Here is a 17,164-nt window from a genome sequence, read left to right as displayed (position 1 = left end):
GATGGGGCCGGACACCCTGCGGCGGCTGTTGCCCGATGCGCCGCCCGCGCTGCGTGCGCTGCTGGCGCCGGCACGCGGCATGGTGCTGCCGCCGATCCGCTCGGAGATCTTCGGGCCCGAGCGGTTCGCCCAGCATGGCCGCAGCCTCGGCCTGGCGCACCAGGCGGTGCGCCCGCGCGCGCGTGAGGCCACCTTCTTCCCGCGGCTGCGCGGCAACATCGCGGTGCTGCGCAGCGCCCATGCCTACCTGGGGGCCCGCGAGGCCGGCGGCGACGACATCAGCCCGGCGGCCGAATGGCTGCTGGACAACTTCCACCTGATCGAAGCCCAGCTGCAGGCCATCCACGACGGCCTGCCGGGCAGCTACTTCCGCAGCCTGCCGGTGCTGCAGGACGAGCCGCTGGCCGGCCTGCCGCGGGTCTACGGCATCGCCTGGGCCTTCGTGGCCCACACCGACAGCGATGTCGACGACGACCTGCTGGTGCGCTTCCTGCGTGCCTACCAGGACAGCCGCGAACTGGGCCTGGCCGAGATGTGGGCCCTGCCCACCACGCTGCGGGTGGTGCTGGTGGAGAACCTGCGCCGCCTGGCCGAGCGCCTGGCCACCCACAAGGCCGCCCATGCGCTGGCCAACCTGGTGAGCGACCGCATCCACGGCCTGCGCCTGCCGGTGCTGGTGCAGCTGCGGGCGCTGCTGGCCGCGCGCGGGGTCGACGGCGTCTGGCTGGCCCAGCTGTCGCTGCGCCTGCAGGACCGCGTGGCCGGCTCCGGCATGCCGGTGGCGCCCGACTTGCTGGACTGGCTGCAGCAGGCCCTGCCCGAGCCGGCCGCCGCGCTGGCCCAGCAGAGCGCCGACCAGACCGCCGACAACCTGAGCGTGCGCAACGCGGTGACCTCGCTGCGCGCCATCGGCGATGCCGACTGGCCCGACATCGTCGGCCGCAGCAGCGTGCTGATGCAGCGCATGCTGGGCGCACCGCTGTTCGCCGCCGAAGACACCACCACCTGCGACCGCACCCTGCATGCCATCGAGCTGCTGGCCCGCCGCAGCGGCCTGGGCGAGCTGGCCGTGGCCGGTGCACTGCTGGGGCTGATGCAGGCCCCGGCGGGCGGCCATCCGCTGGCTGCCACGGCGGGCCACTGGCTGGCCGGTGACGGCCGCCCGGCGCTGCGCCAGGCCCTGGGCCTGCCGCCGGCGCCCTGGCGCGCGGCCTGGCAGCGCTGGGCACCGGCGCTGGCCCTGCCCGTCTACCTGGGCACGCTGGCAGGGCTGACGGCGGCGCTGCTGGCCTGGCTGCTGGCCGGCAGCGGGCTGGCCGTGCTGCCGGCGCTGCTGGCCGGGCTGCTGCTGCTGGGCCCGGCCGGCGAGGCGGTGGTGGCCCTGGTCAACCGGCTGATCAGCGAATCACGCCGGCCGGCCCACCTGCCGCGCCTGGCCCTGGCCGAGGGCATTCCGGCCGCGCACCGGGTGCTGGTGGTGGTGCCGGCCTTCCTGTCCAGCAGCGCCGGCGTGGCCGCGCTGCTGCACCGCCTGCGCCTGCACCACCTGGCCAACCCCGAGGACCAGGCCCAGTTCGCGTTGCTGGCCGACTGGCCCGATGCGCCCGCCGCCACGCTGCCGGGCGATGCCGCGCTGCTGGCCGATGCCCAGCGCCAGCTGGCGGCGCTGAATGCGCTGCACCCGCGGCCCGGTGCGCCGCGTTTCATCCTGCTGCTGCGGCCGCGCCGCTTCAGCCCCAGCGAGCAGTGCTGGATCGGCTGGGAGCGCAAGCGCGGCAAGCTGGCCGAGCTGGTGCACGCCCTGGCCACCGGCGACGCCGGCGCCTTTGCCGACCTGGGCCCGGCCGCACAGCTGGTGGCGGGCACGCCCTACATCGTGACGCTGGATGCCGACACCCAGCTGCCACCCGGCCGCCTGCGCGAGCTGGTGGCCGTGGCCGCCCATCCGCACAACCATCCGGTCATCGATCCGGTGCAGCGCCGGGTGGTGGGCGGTGCCGGCATCCTGCAGCCGCGGCTGGCCACGCCGCTGCCGGCCGCCGGCCAGGCCACCCGCTTCCACTGGCTGTTTGCCGGCCAGGGCGGGGTGGACCCGTACGGCGCCGCCAGCTCCGAGCTGTACCAGGACCTGTTCGGCGAGGGCAGCTTCAGCGGCAAGGGCCTGCTGCATGTGGCCGCACTGCAGGCGGTGCTGGCCGACCGCCTGCCTGAGGCCCTGGTGCTCAGCCACGACCTGCTGGAGGGCAGCCTGGCGCGCTGCGCCGTGCTCAGCGACATCACGCTGGTCGAGGATGCGCCCTTCCACCCCGACGTGGCCGCCTCGCGGGTGCACCGCTGGATGCGTGGCGACTGGCAGCTGCTGCCGCTGCTGTGGCCCGGCCGCCTGCCGCTGGCCGGCGTGCACCGCTGGAAGATGCTGGACAACCTGCGCCGCGCCCTGGTGGCGCCGCTGTCGCTGGGCCTGCTGCTGCTGTCGCTGGCTGGCCGTGGCCTGGCGCCGGCGGCGGCGCTGGCCCTGGTGCTGGCGGCCTTCGCCGCCGGCCCGCTGATGGGGGCGCTGGCCGGCCTGGCGCCCAGCCGTGACGACATCGCCAAACGCCACTTCTACCGCGCTGCGCTGGCCGACGTGCTGCGCGCCGCGCTGGGCGGCCTGTGGCACCTGGCGCTGCTGCTGCAGCAGGCGCTGGCGGCACTGGATGCCATCGGCCGCGCGCTGTGGCGCCAGGCCGTCAGCCACCGCCACCTGCTGCAGTGGACCACCGCCGCCGCCGCCGAGGCCGCCGCCGCGTCCGGCATGCGCCGCCTGCTGCGCCAGCACCGGACCACGCCGGTGGTGGCGCTGGGCCTGCTGGCCGCGCTGGCCGCCGATGCCTGGTGGGGCAGCGGCGCCGGCCGCGACCAGCTGCCGCTGGCCGCCGCGCTGTGCGGCCTGTGGGCCAGCGCGCCGCTGTGGACCTGGTGGGCCAGCCGGCCGCTGCCGGCCTGCGACGGCGCGCCGCTGGATGCCACCGCCCGCCGCCACCTGCTGGTCGTGGCACGCGACACCTGGCGCTACTTCGAGCGCTGCGTCACCGCCGCCGACCAGCACCTGCCGCCCGACAACCTGCAGACCACGCCGCACACCATGCTGGCGCACCGCACCTCACCCACCAACATCGGCCTGTACCTGCTCAGCGCGGCCTGTGCGCAACGCTTCGGCTGGATCGGCGCGGCCGAGTTCTGCACCCGGCTGGAGGCCACGCTGGCCACGGTCGACCGGCTGGAGCGCCACCGCGGCCACCTGCTGAACTGGTACGACACGCTGACCGGCGCCGCGCTGCTGCCGCGTTATGTGTCGACGGTGGACAGCGGCAACTTCAGCGGCCACCTGCTGGCCGTGGCCCAGGCCTGCACGGCGCTGGCGGCCGAGCCCGACGGCGCCGCCGAGGCCGCCCGCCTGCAGGCCCTGGCCGCACGCTGCGCCGCGCTGGCCTGGCAGGCCGACTTCGGCTTCCTGTACCACCCGCGCCGGCACCTGCTGCACATCGGCTACCGGGTGGCCGAGCAGCAGCTGGACGCCGGTTTCTACGACCTGCTGGCCAGCGAATCCCGGCTGACCAGCCTGCTGGCCATCGCCAAGGGCGACGTGCCGGTGCGCCACTGGTCGGCCCTGGGCCGGCCGTTCTTCCCGGTGGGCGCGGTGGCCGGGCTGCGCAGCTGGTCGGGCTCGATGTTCGAGTACCTGATGCCCAGCCTGGTGCTGGACGAGCCGCCCGGCAGCGTGCTCAGCAGCGCCTGCCTGGCGGCGGTGCGCGAGCAGATGGCCTATGTGGCCCGCCAGCACCTGCCCTGGGGCATCTCTGAATCGGCCTATGCCGGCTGCGACCACACCCTGGCCTACCAGTACGCGCCGCAGGGCGTGCCGGCCCTGGCGCTGCGCCGCACGCCGCCGGACGAGCTGGTGATCGCGCCCTATGCCAGCGTGCTGGCGGCCCAGGTGGCGCCGGCACTGGCCAGCGCCAACCTGGTGCGCCTGCAGGCCCTGGGCGCCCGGGGCTCGCTGGGCTTCATCGAGGCACTGGACTACACGCCGGCGCTGCAGGTGGCCGGCGGCGCCTGCATCCCGGTCAACACCTTCATGGCCCACCACCAGGGCATGAGCCTGGTGGCCCTGGCCAATGTGCTGCTGGACGGCGTGGTGCAGCGCTGGGGCATGGCCGATCCGCACCTGCAGGCGGTGTCGGCCCTGCTGCATGAACGCGCCCCGCGCGAGGTGCCGATGCGCCAGCCGCTGCCCGCCGGCCCGCGCACGCCGCCGTTGCTGGCCCGCGCGCCGGCCCTGCTGCGCCATGTGCTGCCCGGCCAGCAGGCGGTGGAACCCACCCAGCTGCTGAGCAATGGCCGCTTCCATGTCAGCCTGCGGGCCAACGGCGCCGGCACGCTGCGCCTGGGCGCCCTGGCCCTGGTGCGCGAGCGCGACGACGCCCTGCGCGACGACCAGGGCCACTTCCTGTACCTGCGGCGCACGCCCGGCGGCCCGCTGGTGTCGATCACCCAGCACCCCGCGCCCGATCCGGCTGCCCACTACCGCAGCGTGTTCCATGCCGACCGGGTGTGCTTCGACGCCGAATGGCCGGCGTTGCAGGCCCATGTGACCTGCTGGGTCAGCCCGGAAGACGATATCGGCTTCCGCCAGATCGAACTGCGCAATGCCAGCGATGCGGCGATCGAGATCGAGCTGGTCTCGGCCTGCGTGCCGGTGCTGGCCGATCCACGTGCCGACGAGGGCCACCCGGCCTTCGGCGGGCTGTTCGTGCAGGCCCAGTGGCAGCCGGCGCAGCAGGCCCTGGTGTTGCAGCGGCGGCCGCGCCTGGCCGACGAGGCGGCGCTGCACCTGGCCCACTTCATCACCGATGTGGAGCCCAGCGTCCAGGCGGTGCTGCTGGGCGTGCACGGCCAGGCCGACCGCGCCCGCTGGCTGGGCCGCAACCGCGCGCCCAGCCAGCCGCTGGCCGCGCTGCAGCCGCTGCCTGCCCAGGGCGCGCCACTGGTGCTGGACACCGGGCTGGACCCGGCCTGCGTGCTGGCCCTGCGCTGGCGCATTGCGCCACAGGCGGCGGCCCGCTTCACCCTGGCCACCGCAGCCAGCGCCGATGCCGGCAAGTTGCGCGCGCTGGTCGACACCTACCGGCAGGCCAGCCATGTGCAGCGGTCCTCCCTGATGTCGGCCACGCTGGCCGGCATCCGCCAGCGCAGCCAGCGGCTCAATGCCGACAACCTGGCCGCGGTGCAGGCACTGACCACCGCGCTGGTGCAGTGCCTGCACCGCAGCAGCGGCCCGGCCGGTGGTGCCGATGCGGCCTGCGACCGGCGCCTGCTGTGGCGCCTGGGCATCTCGGGCGAGCGGCCGGTGCTGCTGGTGTCGGCCGGCTCGGTGGCCGGCATGGGCCTGCTGCGCACCCTGGCGCAGGCGCTGCAGCTGTGGCAGTGGGGCGGCCTGGCGATGGACCTGGTGGTGGTCAATGCCGAGCCGGCGAGCTACCTGATGCCGCTGCAGCGCGAGATCGGCGCGCTGCGCGACCGCCATGCCGCCGAGGGCGCGGCCGGCACGGTGGGCTTCCACCTGCTGCGCGCCGATGCGCTGTCGGCCGACGAACTGTCCACGCTGCAGGTGCTGGCCCGGGTGCGCCTGTCGGCCGACGGCCGCAGCCTGCTTCACCATGTGCACGACTGGCTGGCCGGCCACGCCCAGTCGCGTGAGCAGCGCCAGGCCGGCTCGGCGGTGGCGCTGACGGCAGTGCACGGCCCGGGCGCGCCCAGCAACGGCCGCTTCAGCGACGACGGCAACAGCGTCAGCTTCAACGCCGGCCATGGTCAACGGCCACCCAGGCCCTGGGTCAACGTGCTGGCCAACCCCGGCTTCGGCAGCCTGGTCAGCGAGGCGGGCGGCGGCAACAGCTGGGCCCACAACAGCCGGCTGCACCAGATCACGCCCTGGCAGAACGACCCGGTGGCAGATCCGCCCGGCGAATGGCTGCTGCTGCAGGACCGCCGCAGCATGCAGACCTGGAGCGCCACGCCCTCGGCCTGGGGCGCGCCCGGTGTCGACTACCGCGTGGTGCATGCGCCGGGTTCCACCCGCATCAGCCACCAGCGCGGCGATCTGCACTGCGAGCTGCAGTGGTGCGTGGACCGGCACCAGCCGGTGCGCCAGCTCAGCGTGCGGCTGCACAACCTGGGGCCGCGGCCGCTGCGCCTGCGCCTGGTGGCGGTGGCCGAATGGCAGATGGGCGAGCGCCGCGCCGAGCGCCACACCCTGCACACCGCGCGGCACACCCAGCGCCTGCCGCAGGGCCGGCTGACGGCGCTGCTGGCCACCCAGCGCGAGGCCGCCGGCGGCCTGGGCCAGGCCACCGCCTGGCTGGCCGTGGCCGGCCCCGACGCCGCCAGCGCCCCCGACGACGACTGGACCTGCGACCGCCGCGAGCTGTTCGACGCCCGCGGCCAGCCGGTGCTGCCCGACCACCTGGGCCGCCAGCAGGGCGCCGGCCTGGACCCTTGCGCCGCGCTGTCGCAGGACGTGACCCTGGCCCCCGGCCAGCGCCTGGGCAAGGTGTTCCTGCTGGGCCATGCCGACAACCCGGCGGCGGCCCGCAGCCAGGCCGCGCTGGCGGCCAGCCAGCCGCCGTCACAGCGCCATGCCGAGGTGCAGGCCCATTGGGACCACCTGCTCGGCGCCACCACCGTGGCCACGCCCGATCCGCTGTTCGACGCCCTGGTCAACCGCTGGCTGCTCTACCAGGCGGTGAGCTGCCGGCTGTGGGCCAAGGCCGGCCACTACCAGGCCGGCGGCGCCACCGGCTTCCGCGACCAGCTGCAGGACACGCTGGCCCTGGCCTGGGCCGCGCCGCACCTGCTGCGTGCGCAGCTGCTGCTGTGCGCCTCGCGCCAGTTCACCGCCGGGGATGTGCAGCACTGGTGGCATGCACCCGGCGGCGCCGGTGTGCGCACCCATTTCAGCGACGACCTGCTGTGGCTGCCGCATGCGCTGCTGCACTACCTGCGCCACACCGGCGATGCCGCGGTGCTGGACGAGGTGGTGGGCTTCCTCGATGGCGAGCCGCTGCCGCCCGGCGCCGAAGACCGCTACGACACGCCCGCCACCAGTGCCGAGCGTGCGCCGCTGTACGAGCATGCCGCCCGCACGCTGGACCGCAGCCTGCGGGTGGGTGTGCACGGCCTGCCGCTGATGGGCGCCGGCGACTGGAACGACGGCATGAACCGGGTGGGCATCGGCGGCCTGGGCGAGAGCGTGTGGCTGGCCTGGTTCCTGGGCCCGCTGGTGGCCGGCATGGTGCCGCTGGCCCAGGCCCGTGGCGAGCATGCCCGCGCCCAGACCTGGGCCACGGCGGCGCTGGGCTGGCGCGCCGCGCTGGACGGCCCGGCCTGGGACGGCGACTGGTATGTGCGCGCCTTCTTCGACGACGGCTCGCCGCTGGGATCACACACCCAGGCCGAGGCCCGCATCGACCTGATCGCCCAGGCCTGGGCGGTGCTGTCGGGCACCGCGCCGGCCGGCCGCCAGCAGCAGGCCATGGCAGCGGTGCAGGCGCGGCTGGCCGATGGCCAGGCCGGCGTGTTGCGGCTCTTGCACCCGCCGCTGCAGTTGGCGGCGCCCAGCGCCGGCTACATCCAGGCCTACCCGCCCGGCGTGCGCGAGAACGGCGGCCAGTACAACCATGCGGCGGTGTGGGGCCTGATGGCCCAGGCCGAACTGCAGGCCCGTGGCCTGGCGCCGGCCAGCGACCGGCCCTACGACTGGTTCACCTGGATCAGCCCGGCCCACCGCAGCGCGCACCCGGTGCAAGGCCCGCTGTACGGCCTGGAGCCGTATGCGGTGGCCGGTGACGTGTATGCCCAGGCGCCTTATGCCGGCCGTGGTGGCTGGAGCTGGTACACCGGCGCCGCGGCCTGGCTGCACCGGGCGGCGGTGGAATCGATCTTCGGCCTGGACCTGCAGGCCGGCACGCTCAGCCTGCGGCCCAGCCTGCCGGCGCACTGGCCGCAGGCCAGCCTGGCGCTGGACCGCGACGGCCACCGCATGCAGTTCCTGCTGCGCCGGCCCGGCAGTGCCCAGCCGCTGCCGCCCCATGCGGTGGCATTGGCGGTGGGCGCCGTGCTGGACTGGACGGCCCTGCCGGCCGACAGCTGCTTCGTGCTGCAGCTGCCGGCCGCCTGAGCCGGCGGCCTGTGCAGGGTGCTCAGCGCGCCGGGATCAGCCCGCTGTCGTCCGACAGCAAGATCTCCACCCGGCGGTTCGCCTGCCGGCCACCGGCATCGGCATTGCCGGCCACCGGGAACTGCTCGCCGAAGCCCTGGGTGCGGATGCGCTCCGCGCCCACGCCGGCGCCCACCAGGGCGGCACGCACTGCCTCGGCACGGCGGCCCGACAGGGCCAGGTTGTGGTCGGCACCGCCGGTGCTGTCGGTGAAGCCTTCCACCACCGCGCGGCGCAGCGGGTAGGCCTGCAGAAAGGCCACCAGCTTGTCCATGCTGCGCAGGCCGCCGGGCTTGAGTTCGGCGCGGTCGGTGTCGAACAGCACATCGCCGATGGTCACCACCATGCCGCGGTCGGTCTGGCGGGCGTCCATCGCCTTCAGCTGCTCCGCCAGCATGGCGGCGCGGCGCTCGGCATCGCCGGCCTGCACCTGGGCAGCGCCGGCCTCGCGCTGGGCGGCCTGGGCATCACGCTGGGCCAGCTCGGCCTGGCGCTGGGCCATCTGGGCGTCGCGCTGCGAGGCTTGTGCATCCCGCTGCGAGGCCTGGGCACTGCGCTGGGCGCTGTCGGCCTCCTGGGTGCGGGCGGCCAGGCGCTGCTGGTCACGCTGGCCGGTGGCCTGCGCCACGGTGGCTTCGGCCTGGCGGCGCAGACCGGCCTGCTGCAGCAGCACGGTGCGCTGGCTGGCCAGGTAGGCCAGGTGGTCGACGCTGGCGCTGTCCTCGCCCTTGGCCAGGGCGCTCTCGGCGGCGTCCATCGCGGCATCGGCGTTCTGCCGTTCGGGGCCGGCCAGGCCCTGGTTCAGCGGGTCGGCACGGGCGGCGCGCAGCTGGCTGCGGGCGGCGTCCAGCTGGGCATTGGCCGGCGGCGCGCTGGCGCAGGCGGTGAGGGCGGCCAGGGCCAGCACGGCCAGCGGCAGCAGGAACGGGCGGGCGGGGTGGTGCAAGGGCGAGGTCATGGGCAGATCCTGGGTGTGTGGTCGGGCGAGGAGGTGGGCGGCGGGCATCACGGCTTCTTGCGCGCCAGCTCGTCGGTCAGGGCCTGGCCGGCGGACTGCACCTCCTGGGCGGCGCGGCGGGCCTTGGCGGTCTCGCCGCGGGATTCGGCCACCAGCGCATCCACCTGGGCCTGCTGGGCCAGGCGGCCGGCGGCCAGGTGGTCCTTGTCGGCCAGGGCCTGGTTGGCGCGCTGCAGCTTGTCGCGCGCCAGGGCCAGCTCGGGCTGCGGCTGGCCCTGGCCGGTGGCGGCATTGGCATGGGCCAGGGCCGCGGTGCTGACGGCCAGCTGGGCGGTGGGTGGTGGCACGCTGGCGCAGGCGCCCAGGGCCAGCAGCGCCAGGGCGGCGAGTGTGGGGCGAACAGTGCCGCGGGCAGGGTGGTGGTGCATCGTGGAGCCTTTCAGGGCAATGGAAGAAGCGGGGGCGGCGCAACCGTGGCCACCTTGGGGCCAGGGTGGGCCGGCGCGCCGGGCCGGTCGGTGCGGTGGCGCACCGGCGGGCACAACGGCTTGCCGTCCTACAGCAGGGCCGGCTGCCCGCCGATGGGCCCTGGCCACGCCGCTGCCTACAGTGACCAGCAGGGTCGCAGACCCGGTGCCTGGCAGCCGATGGACGCGGCCAGGCAACGGCCCGACCAGATCCCCACCACCCCCAGGAGCCCTCCATGCAACAACGCAACATCCTCGCCGCCGTCATCACGTCCATCGTCCTGCTCACCGCCACCGGCTGTGCCGTCACCCGCGGCCAGGAGAGCGTTGGCGCCTATGTCGACGACTCGGCCATCACCACCGCGGTGAAGGCCCGATTCGTCGAGAACCAGATGGTCGACGCCGCCGCCATCAGCGTGGAGACGATGAAGGGCACGGTGATGCTGTCCGGCTTCGCCAAGGGCCCGACCGAGCGCAGCACCGCCGAGGCGCTGGCCTGGAAGGTCAGCGGCGTGAAGGCCGTGAAGAACGAGATCGCCCTGCGCCCGTGACCGCCGGCGCCCGGGCGCCGCGCCGCTGAGCGGCGCGCCCCGCCGCCGCGTCCCCTGCAACGCCAGCGCCAGCCGCTGGCGTTGCCGTTTCCGGGGCCGGGATCTGGGGTCCGGGGCGCGGGCAGGCGCTGCGCTTCAGTCGGCCGTGGCCGCCAGGATGTCGGCCACGATGCGGTCGGTCTCGGCGATGTCGTCGCCACGCTCGTGGCTGCTGGCCAGGCGCACCACCACCAGCCGGCGCGACGGCACCACCACCACGAACTGGCCCATGAAGCCGCGGCCGAAGAAGGCATCGGCCGGTGCCGAGGGCAGGCCCCAGGGCACGCCCCACTCGGGCACGTTGCCGCTCTGGCGGTTGGTCCACCAGCCGGCGCCATAGCCGGTGGTCCGCGTGGGGGTGCTGGTGGGCGTGGTGCTCCAGGCCACCCAGCCGGGTGGCAGCAGACGCTGGCCGGCCACCACGCCGTCGTCCAGGAACAGCTGGCCGAAGCGCGCCCAGTCGCGGGCGCTGGCGGTGACATGCGCGGCGCCCATGCCGGTGCCGGTGCTGTCGATGTCCATGCGGGCGTGGCGCATGCCCAGCGGGCCGAACAGCGCGGTCTGCAGGAAGCCGCGCACCGCGGCGGCATCGCCGCCCACGGCATCGCGCACGGCGCGCGACAGCAGGCTGTAGTGGGTGTCGGCATAGGCCCAGCGGTGGCCTGGCGGCGCCGCCAGCGGCGCGGCGGCGGCCACCGCGGCCTTGTCCTGCACGGTGTACATGATCTGCGCGCTGGGGTCGAAGCCGCTGTTGTTCTGCCACAGGTCCAGCCCGCTGGTCTGGCGCAGCAGGTGTTCCAGCGTGATGGCGTGCCGCGGATCGGCCGGGTTCTGCCAGGCCGGCAGCACGCCCGGGCGCACCGGATCGAGCCGCCCCTGCTGCACCAGGATGCCGACCAGCGCGTTGGTGACCGACTTGCTCAGCGAGAAGCCCAGCATCGGCGTGTCTGGCCCGAACCCGGCGGCATAGCGCTCGCCGGCGATGCGGCCGTTGTGCAGCACCAGCACCGCACGGGTGCGGTGGGCATCGGCCGGCTCAGGCAGGGCGCGCGCCAGCGCTGCCTGCAGCCGCGGGCTGGTGGCGGGCACCGGCGTGCTGCCGTCGGGGTCGGGCGGCAGGTCGGGCGTGGGACGGTCTGGCGGGGACTCCGGAGGGGGCTGGCTGCCATCGCCGTCGGCCAGCACCTGGCAGCCGTCACGCGCGCTGAAGCGGGCCAGGCTGGTGAAGCCGCCGGCCAGCGTGACCTGCAGTGTCTGCGCCGCCGGATCGGCCTGCACCGCCAGGGCCCAGCCCACGGCGCGCATGGCCGGCATCGGCCGGATGCGGTCGTCCAGGGCGCGCTGCAGCGTGGTGCCGGTGATGTAGACCTCATCGCACAGCACATGGCTGGCAAAGCCGGTGGCGGTGCGGGCGGCCTGGTCGATGCGAAAGCTGCCGCAGCCGGTGGTGGCGCCGGCCACGGTGGCCAGGGCCAGCCATCGGGCCAGGTGCCGCAGTTGGTGGGGGGGTGGGGTGGGCATCGTCGGCTCCGGAGTGGGGATGCCGCCGATGCTGGCCACCGCCGTGTCCGCGGTCTGGCCGATTTGTCGCGTGCGCTGGCCGATTCCTCGCGAAATCAGGCCGAAACCTGGGTTTCCGGCGGGTCTGGTGGCGCCTGGCCCAGCCGCAGCGCGGCCCGGTAGGCGGTGGGCGTGGTGCGGAAGCGCTGCTTGAAGGCGCGGTTGAACGGCCCGATCGAGCCGTAGCCGCAGGCCAGGGCCACGGTCAGCACCGGCTGGTCGTCGGCGGCCAGCTGTTGTGCCGCATCGGCCAGCCGGTGGTGGTGCAGGAAGTCGTTGAAGTTGCGGAAGCCCAGGTGCTGATGGATCAGCGCACGCAGCGCGGCCTCGCCCAGGCCCAGGCGGCCGGCCAGGTCGGCCAGCGACAGGCCATCGGTGTGATGCACCTGCTCGGTGCGCAGCAGGGTGTCGAGCCGGGCCAGGGCCTGGGCGCTGCGGGCGGGCAGGGGTGGGGGCGGAGGCGGCTGGTTGGGCGCCGGACCGCTGTCGGGCGCGGCGGCGGGCGCGGCGTCGGCCAGCGGTGGCGGGGCGGTGGCCATGTCGGGGCCCAGCACATCCGCCAGCGAGCCACGCGCCACCACCAGCGACAGCCACAGCGCGATGGCGCCGATCACCGCCACATGCAGCGCCGGCAGCAGCGGGCCGACCGGCTGGCCGCGCAGCGCCAGTTCCACCACCAGGGCCAGGCCGGCGTAGCCGACGATGCCCACTGCCGCCCAGCGCCGCAGCGCCCGGCGGCTGGCCACCAGATCGTCGCGCCAGCCGCGCAGCGCTTCCCACAGCGCGGCGGCGCTGCAGGCCAGCATGGCCAGCCCATGGGCCCGGCCCAGGCCTGCCACCAGCCCATCCGGCGGGTGCTGCAGGAATGGCCCGTCACCGGCTGGAAAGTACGGCAGGTTGGCCGCCAGCCCCAGCGCCGTGGTGCCGGCGATCACCGCCGCCACCGGCACGCTGAAGCGGAAACCGTCGTCGAACAGCCCGCGCGTGGCCGCCCACAGCCAGGCGGCCGAGCCGACGCAGACCGTCAGCAGCCCATGCGCCAGCGGCCTTGGCAGGTGCAGCAGCAGCACCGGCTGCTGGCAGGCCAGGTAGCCGGCCACGCTGGCGACGAAACCGGCGAGAACCCGGCGCACCACCGGCCGCGGCCCAGGCAGCAACAGGTGCAGCAGGTGGTGCAGCAGCAGGCCGGCCACGGCGCCGCGCAGCACCAGGTCCCAGGTCGGCAGGGTGATGGTCGGCATCGGGGCGGTGCTCAGCCGCGGCGCCAGCGGGTGGCGGTGAGGGTGTCGGACACTGCGGTGGTCTTGTGGTCGGCGTAGCCGCGGTCACGCAACACGGTGCGGATGGCGGTGTCGCCCAGCGCCACGCCGCGGCCCTTGCGGTGCACCAGCCACAGGCCGGGGCAGGCCAGGCCGGCATGCACCTGCAGCGCGGCGTCCAGATCGGCCGGGCGGATCACCACGACCAGCATCTGCGTGGCGGCGGCGGGGTCGGTGGTGGTGGCGCCAGCCAGGGCCTGGGCCAGCGCGGCGTCGTCGGCCGCGCCGTGCAGCCACACCGGCGCACCGGGTGCCACGCCCAGCTTGGCGGCCAGGCTGGGCGGCGGTGTCTGGATCTTCAGCAGCCAGCGGCCGGCTTCGGCGGCGCCCAGCTGCAGGCGCACCGCTTCGCCATCGGCCTGGAACTGCAGCGCCTCCCCGGCCACCTGCAGGTGCTGCAGGGCCGCCAGCGCCCAGCGCCGCCGCAGGCTGCCGCGCAGGATCAGCGCCTGCGCTTCCAGCAGCGCCTTCACCGTCGCCGTCTCGGCACCCACCTGCGCCGCGCAGCTTGCTTCGCGTCCCATCGCCGTCCTCCCCGTGCCGGATCGCTCCGGTGGGGATTCTGGCCTGGGCGCGTGGCGGTCACTTCCGGGTGTAGACCTTGTCGAAGCTGCCGCCGTCGGCGAAGTGGGCCTTCTGCGCCTTGGCCCAGCCGCCGAACACCTCGTCGATGGTAAACAGGTTCACCTTGGGGTATTGCCTCGCGTACCTGGCGGCCACCGCCGGGTCGATCGGCCGGTAGTAGTTCTGGCCGGCCAGGTCCTGGCCCTCGGGGCTGTACAGGTACTCCAGGTAGGCCTGGGCCACGGCGCGCGTGCCCTTCTTGTCGACCACCTTGTCGACCACCGCCACCGGCGGTTCGGCCAGGATGGACAGGCTGGGCGCGACGATGTCGAACTTGTCCGGGCCGAGCTCCTTCTGCGCCAGCAGGGCCTCGTTCTCCCAGGCCAGCAGCACGTCGCCGATGCCGCGCTCGACGAAGGTGGTGGTGCTGCCGCGGGCGCCGGCATCGAGCACCGGCACGTTGGCCAGGATCTTGCCGACGAACGCCTGTGCCTTGGCCTCGGAGTTGCCGAACTTCTTCAGCGCATAACCCCAGGCGGCCAGGTAGTTCCAGCGGGCACCGCCGCTGGTCTTGGGGTTGGGCGTGATGACGCTGATGCCGGGCCTGGCCAGGTCGTCCCAGTCCTTGATGCCCTTGGGGTTGCCCTTGCGCACCAGGAACACGATGGTGCTGGTGTACGGGCTGCTGTTGTGCTTGAGCCGCTTCTGCCAGTCGGCCGGGATCAGCTGGGCCTTGGCGGCCAGCTCGTCGATGTCGTAGGCCAGGGCCAGGGTCACCACGTCGGCGTCCAGGCCGTCGATCACCGAGCGCGCCTGCTTGCCCGAGCCGCCGTGGCTCTGCTTGACGATGACGTTGTCGCCGGTCTTGGCCAGCCAGTGCTTGGCGAAGGCCTTGTTGAAGTCGGCGTAGAACTCGCGCGTGGGGTCGTAGGAGACATTCAGCAGGGTGATGTCCTTGGCCTGTGCGGCCAGGCTGGCGGCGGCCAGGCCCAGGGCGAGCAGGCTGCGGCGGAGGAGCGGAAGGTGCATGGTGCGGTGGCATTGCAGTGCAGGGATGGCCACCATGCTAGGCAGGCCGCCTGCCTGGCCCAACGACGCAATGCGCGCAAGCTCATGCAGCAACCGAGGAAGCCGGTGCGTTGCCGTCCGGGCGCTGCAGCACCCGGGCCAGGATCTCGGCCTCATGCTGGGCGAAGGCTGGCGAGCCCTGCACCCGCGGCCGCGGCAGGTCGATGGTGCGGTCCAGCGCCACGCCGCCGTCCTCGATCAGCAGCACCCGGTCGGCCACGGCCACGGCTTCGGCCACGTCATGGGTGACCAGCAGCGCGGTGAAGCCATGGCGCTGCCACAGCGCTGTGATCAGCCGGTGCATGTCGATGCGGGTCAGCGCGTCCAGCGCGCCCAGCGGCTCGTCCAGCAGCAGCAGGCGCGGCGCATGCACCAGGGCGCGGGCCAGGGCAACACGTTGCCGCTGCCCGCCCGACAGCACGGCCGGCCAGTCGTCGGCGCGGTCGGCCAGGCCCACTGCGGCCAGGGCGTCGCGGGCGCGGTCCAGCGCGTCGGTGCCGGTCAGGCCCAGGGCGGTGTTGTGCAGCACCGTCTTCCAGGGCAGCAGCCGCGCGTCCTGGAACATCATGCGGATGTCCTGGCGCAGCGCGGCCAACGGCTGGCCCCCCGCGGCCTGCAAGTGGCCGGCATCGGGTGGCTCCAGCTGGGCCAGCAGGCGCAGCAGCGTGCTCTTGCCGCAGCCGCTGCGGCCGACGATGGCAACGAACGTGCCCGGCGCGATGTCCAGGTCGATGCCGCGCAGCACCTGGCGCGCGCCGTAGTGCTTGCCGATGCCGCGCAGCTGCAGGTGCAGGCCGGTCATGCGGTGCGGCCCACGCCCTGGTGGGCGGGGTGCCAGCGCAGCCACCGGCGCTCCAGCGCCTTGGCGGCCAGATCGGCCAGCTTGCCCAGCGCGGCATACAGCAGGATGCCCACCAGCACCACGTCGGTCTGGAGGAATTCGCGCGCCGTCATCGTCAGGTAGCCGATGCCGGCTTCGGCCGAGATGGTCTCGGCCACGATCAGCAGCACCCACACCAGGCCCAGGCTGAAGCGCACGCCTACCAGGATGGACGGCAGCGCGCCGGGCAGGATCACCTGGCGGTACAGCTGCCAGCCCGACAGGCCGTAGCTGCGGGCCATCTCGATCAGGCCCTTGTCGACCGAGCGGATGCCGTGGAAGGTGTTCAGGTAGACCGGGAAGAACACGCCGAAGGCCACCAGGAACAGCTTGGCCGTCTCGTCGATGCCGAACCACAGGATGACCAGCGGGATCAGCGCCAGCGCCGGGATGTTGCGCACCATCTGCAGCGTGGAATCCAGCAGGGTCTCGGCCAGCCGCAGGCTGCCCGTCAGCAGGCCCAGCAGCAGCCCCAGGCCGCCGCCGATGGCAAAGCCGATGGCCGCACGCTGGCTGCTGACCGCCACATGGGCGGCCAGTTCACCGCTGGCCGCCAGGCGCCAGCAGGCCTGGGCCACCGACCAGGGCGCGGGCAGCACCTGGGTGGACAGCCAGCCTGCGGTGGAGGCGATCTGCCAGACGATCAGGATGCCGATCGGCACCAGCCAGGGGGTGATGCGGCGGCGCAGCGTGGCCAGGCTGTTGGAGGAGGTGGCAGGGGCGGACATGGAAGCAGGGAAGGTGCGGCCCGGTGCGCCGCGTTGCCGGACGCCGGGGAGCGGCAGTATTCCAGACCGAACAACGTGCCGGCCCATCCGCCGTTGGCGGCCTTAGACTTCGGATGAATCGCCGGGACAGCCAGGGTGCTGCGGGCGGTGCATCGCTGGGGGTGTTGGCAGGGCCGCAAGGCCGGTGCCGACTGAGAGAGTCCCTTTGAACCTGATTGAGGTAATCCTCGCGCAGGGAAGCATGCTCCAGGGTCGGCCGGTGTCCGCTTTCTCACGCCGGCCGGAAGGCCCCGGACGCTCGCCGACCTGCGATCTGCAAGGCCTGGACATGGCGTCTTCCGTTTTCCTTTCCTCCTGGCGCCGTCTGCGGCATGCCTGGGTTCCACTGTGGCTGCTGGCGGGCGCGGCGGCATCCGCGCAGCCGTTGCCGGCTACCGGCAGCACAGCGGCCAGCCCGCACATGCTGGCCGAGATCCAGGTCGTTCCGCGGCCGGTGGGCACCGCCGACGACCGCTACAAGCATGTGGACGCCGCCATCGCGGTCATCCAGGCATCGGGCCTGCGCTTCGAGGTGCATGCGCTGGGCACGGTGGTCGAGGGGCCGGCCGACAAGGTTTGGCTGCTGCTGCAGGCCGTGCACCAGGCCACGCTGGAGGCTGGCGCCGAGCGAACCCTGAGCATCATCAAGGTGTCCAGCGGTGCCCAGGCCGGTGGGCCCAGCGTGGCCGATCTGGTGCGCAAGTTCCGCCCCTGAGCTGGGCACTGCGCCCGGT

Annotated in this window: 11 protein-coding genes; 3 read left to right on the top strand and 8 right to left on the bottom strand. The window is 74.2% G+C overall.

The window, feature by feature from the left end; translation table 11 throughout:
• The first annotated feature begins 1 nt into the window (after position 1).
• On the top strand, positions 2-8,218 hold the full coding sequence (locus FFT10_RS04425) for a GH36-type glycosyl hydrolase domain-containing protein (protein ID WP_137731576.1): 8,217 nt from the start codon (positions 2-4) through the stop codon (positions 8,216-8,218).
• A 22-nt stretch (positions 8,219-8,240) separates the two neighbouring features.
• On the opposite strand, the gene FFT10_RS04420 is transcribed toward FFT10_RS04425, so the two are convergent.
• Positions 8,241-9,215 (bottom strand): OmpA family protein, encoded by a 975-nt coding sequence (locus FFT10_RS04420; RefSeq protein ID WP_137731575.1) that lies wholly within the window; start codon positions 9,213-9,215, stop codon positions 8,241-8,243.
• A 47-nt stretch (positions 9,216-9,262) separates the two neighbouring features.
• A complete protein-coding gene (locus tag FFT10_RS04415) occupies positions 9,263-9,643 on the bottom strand; it encodes a DUF4398 domain-containing protein (protein ID WP_137731574.1) in 381 nt (126 codons plus the stop codon).
• A gap of 275 nt (positions 9,644-9,918) precedes the next feature.
• Between FFT10_RS04415 and FFT10_RS04410 the strand changes: the two genes are divergently transcribed.
• On the top strand, positions 9,919-10,233 hold the full coding sequence (locus FFT10_RS04410; RefSeq protein ID WP_137731573.1) for a BON domain-containing protein: 315 nt from the start codon (positions 9,919-9,921) through the stop codon (positions 10,231-10,233).
• A 135-nt stretch (positions 10,234-10,368) separates the two neighbouring features.
• Here FFT10_RS04410 and FFT10_RS04405 read toward each other — a convergent pair whose 3' ends face one another.
• The 6 genes from FFT10_RS04405 to ssuC all read right to left on the bottom strand — a co-directional run bounded on the left by FFT10_RS04405 (position 10,369) and on the right by ssuC (position 16,391).
• Positions 10,369-11,793, bottom strand: coding sequence for a serine hydrolase domain-containing protein (locus FFT10_RS04405; protein WP_137731572.1), 1,425 nt, complete (start codon positions 11,791-11,793; stop codon positions 10,369-10,371).
• Positions 11,794-11,888: 95 nt separating this feature from the next.
• The gene (locus FFT10_RS04400) at positions 11,889-13,073 is read right to left on the bottom strand and encodes a helix-turn-helix transcriptional regulator (protein ID WP_137731571.1); all 1,185 of its coding nucleotides are present in this window, start codon (positions 13,071-13,073) and stop codon (positions 11,889-11,891) included.
• 11 nt (positions 13,074-13,084) lie between these two features.
• On the bottom strand, positions 13,085-13,675 hold the full coding sequence (locus FFT10_RS04395) for a hypothetical protein (RefSeq protein WP_137731570.1): 591 nt from the start codon (positions 13,673-13,675) through the stop codon (positions 13,085-13,087).
• Positions 13,676-13,733: 58 nt separating this feature from the next.
• Positions 13,734-14,744 (bottom strand): sulfate ABC transporter substrate-binding protein, encoded by a 1,011-nt coding sequence (locus tag FFT10_RS04390; RefSeq protein WP_137731569.1) that lies wholly within the window; start codon positions 14,742-14,744, stop codon positions 13,734-13,736.
• Positions 14,745-14,826: 82 nt separating this feature from the next.
• Entirely contained in the window at positions 14,827-15,585 is a 759-nt protein-coding gene (locus FFT10_RS04385; RefSeq protein ID WP_137731568.1) for an ATP-binding cassette domain-containing protein, read from the bottom strand.
• Positions 15,582-16,391 (bottom strand): aliphatic sulfonate ABC transporter permease SsuC, encoded by an 810-nt coding sequence (ssuC, locus tag FFT10_RS04380; RefSeq protein ID WP_137731567.1) that lies wholly within the window; start codon positions 16,389-16,391, stop codon positions 15,582-15,584. Before ssuC ends, FFT10_RS04385 begins: the two co-directional genes overlap by 4 nt.
• 205 nt (positions 16,392-16,596) lie before the next feature.
• On the opposite strand from ssuC, the gene FFT10_RS28930 reads away from it, so the two are divergent.
• Positions 16,597-17,145, top strand: a complete 549-nt coding sequence (locus FFT10_RS28930) for a thiamine-binding protein (protein WP_444544322.1) — start codon at positions 16,597-16,599, stop codon at positions 17,143-17,145.
• Positions 17,146-17,164: the final 19 nt, after the last annotated feature.

It is taken from the genome of Pseudaquabacterium pictum, from assembly GCF_005403045.1.
Taxonomy (GTDB): Bacteria; Pseudomonadota; Gammaproteobacteria; order Burkholderiales; family Burkholderiaceae_C; genus Pseudaquabacterium; species Pseudaquabacterium pictum.
Note: the sequence above shows the minus strand (reverse complement) of the source record. Positions and strands in the feature narration are given on the sequence as shown.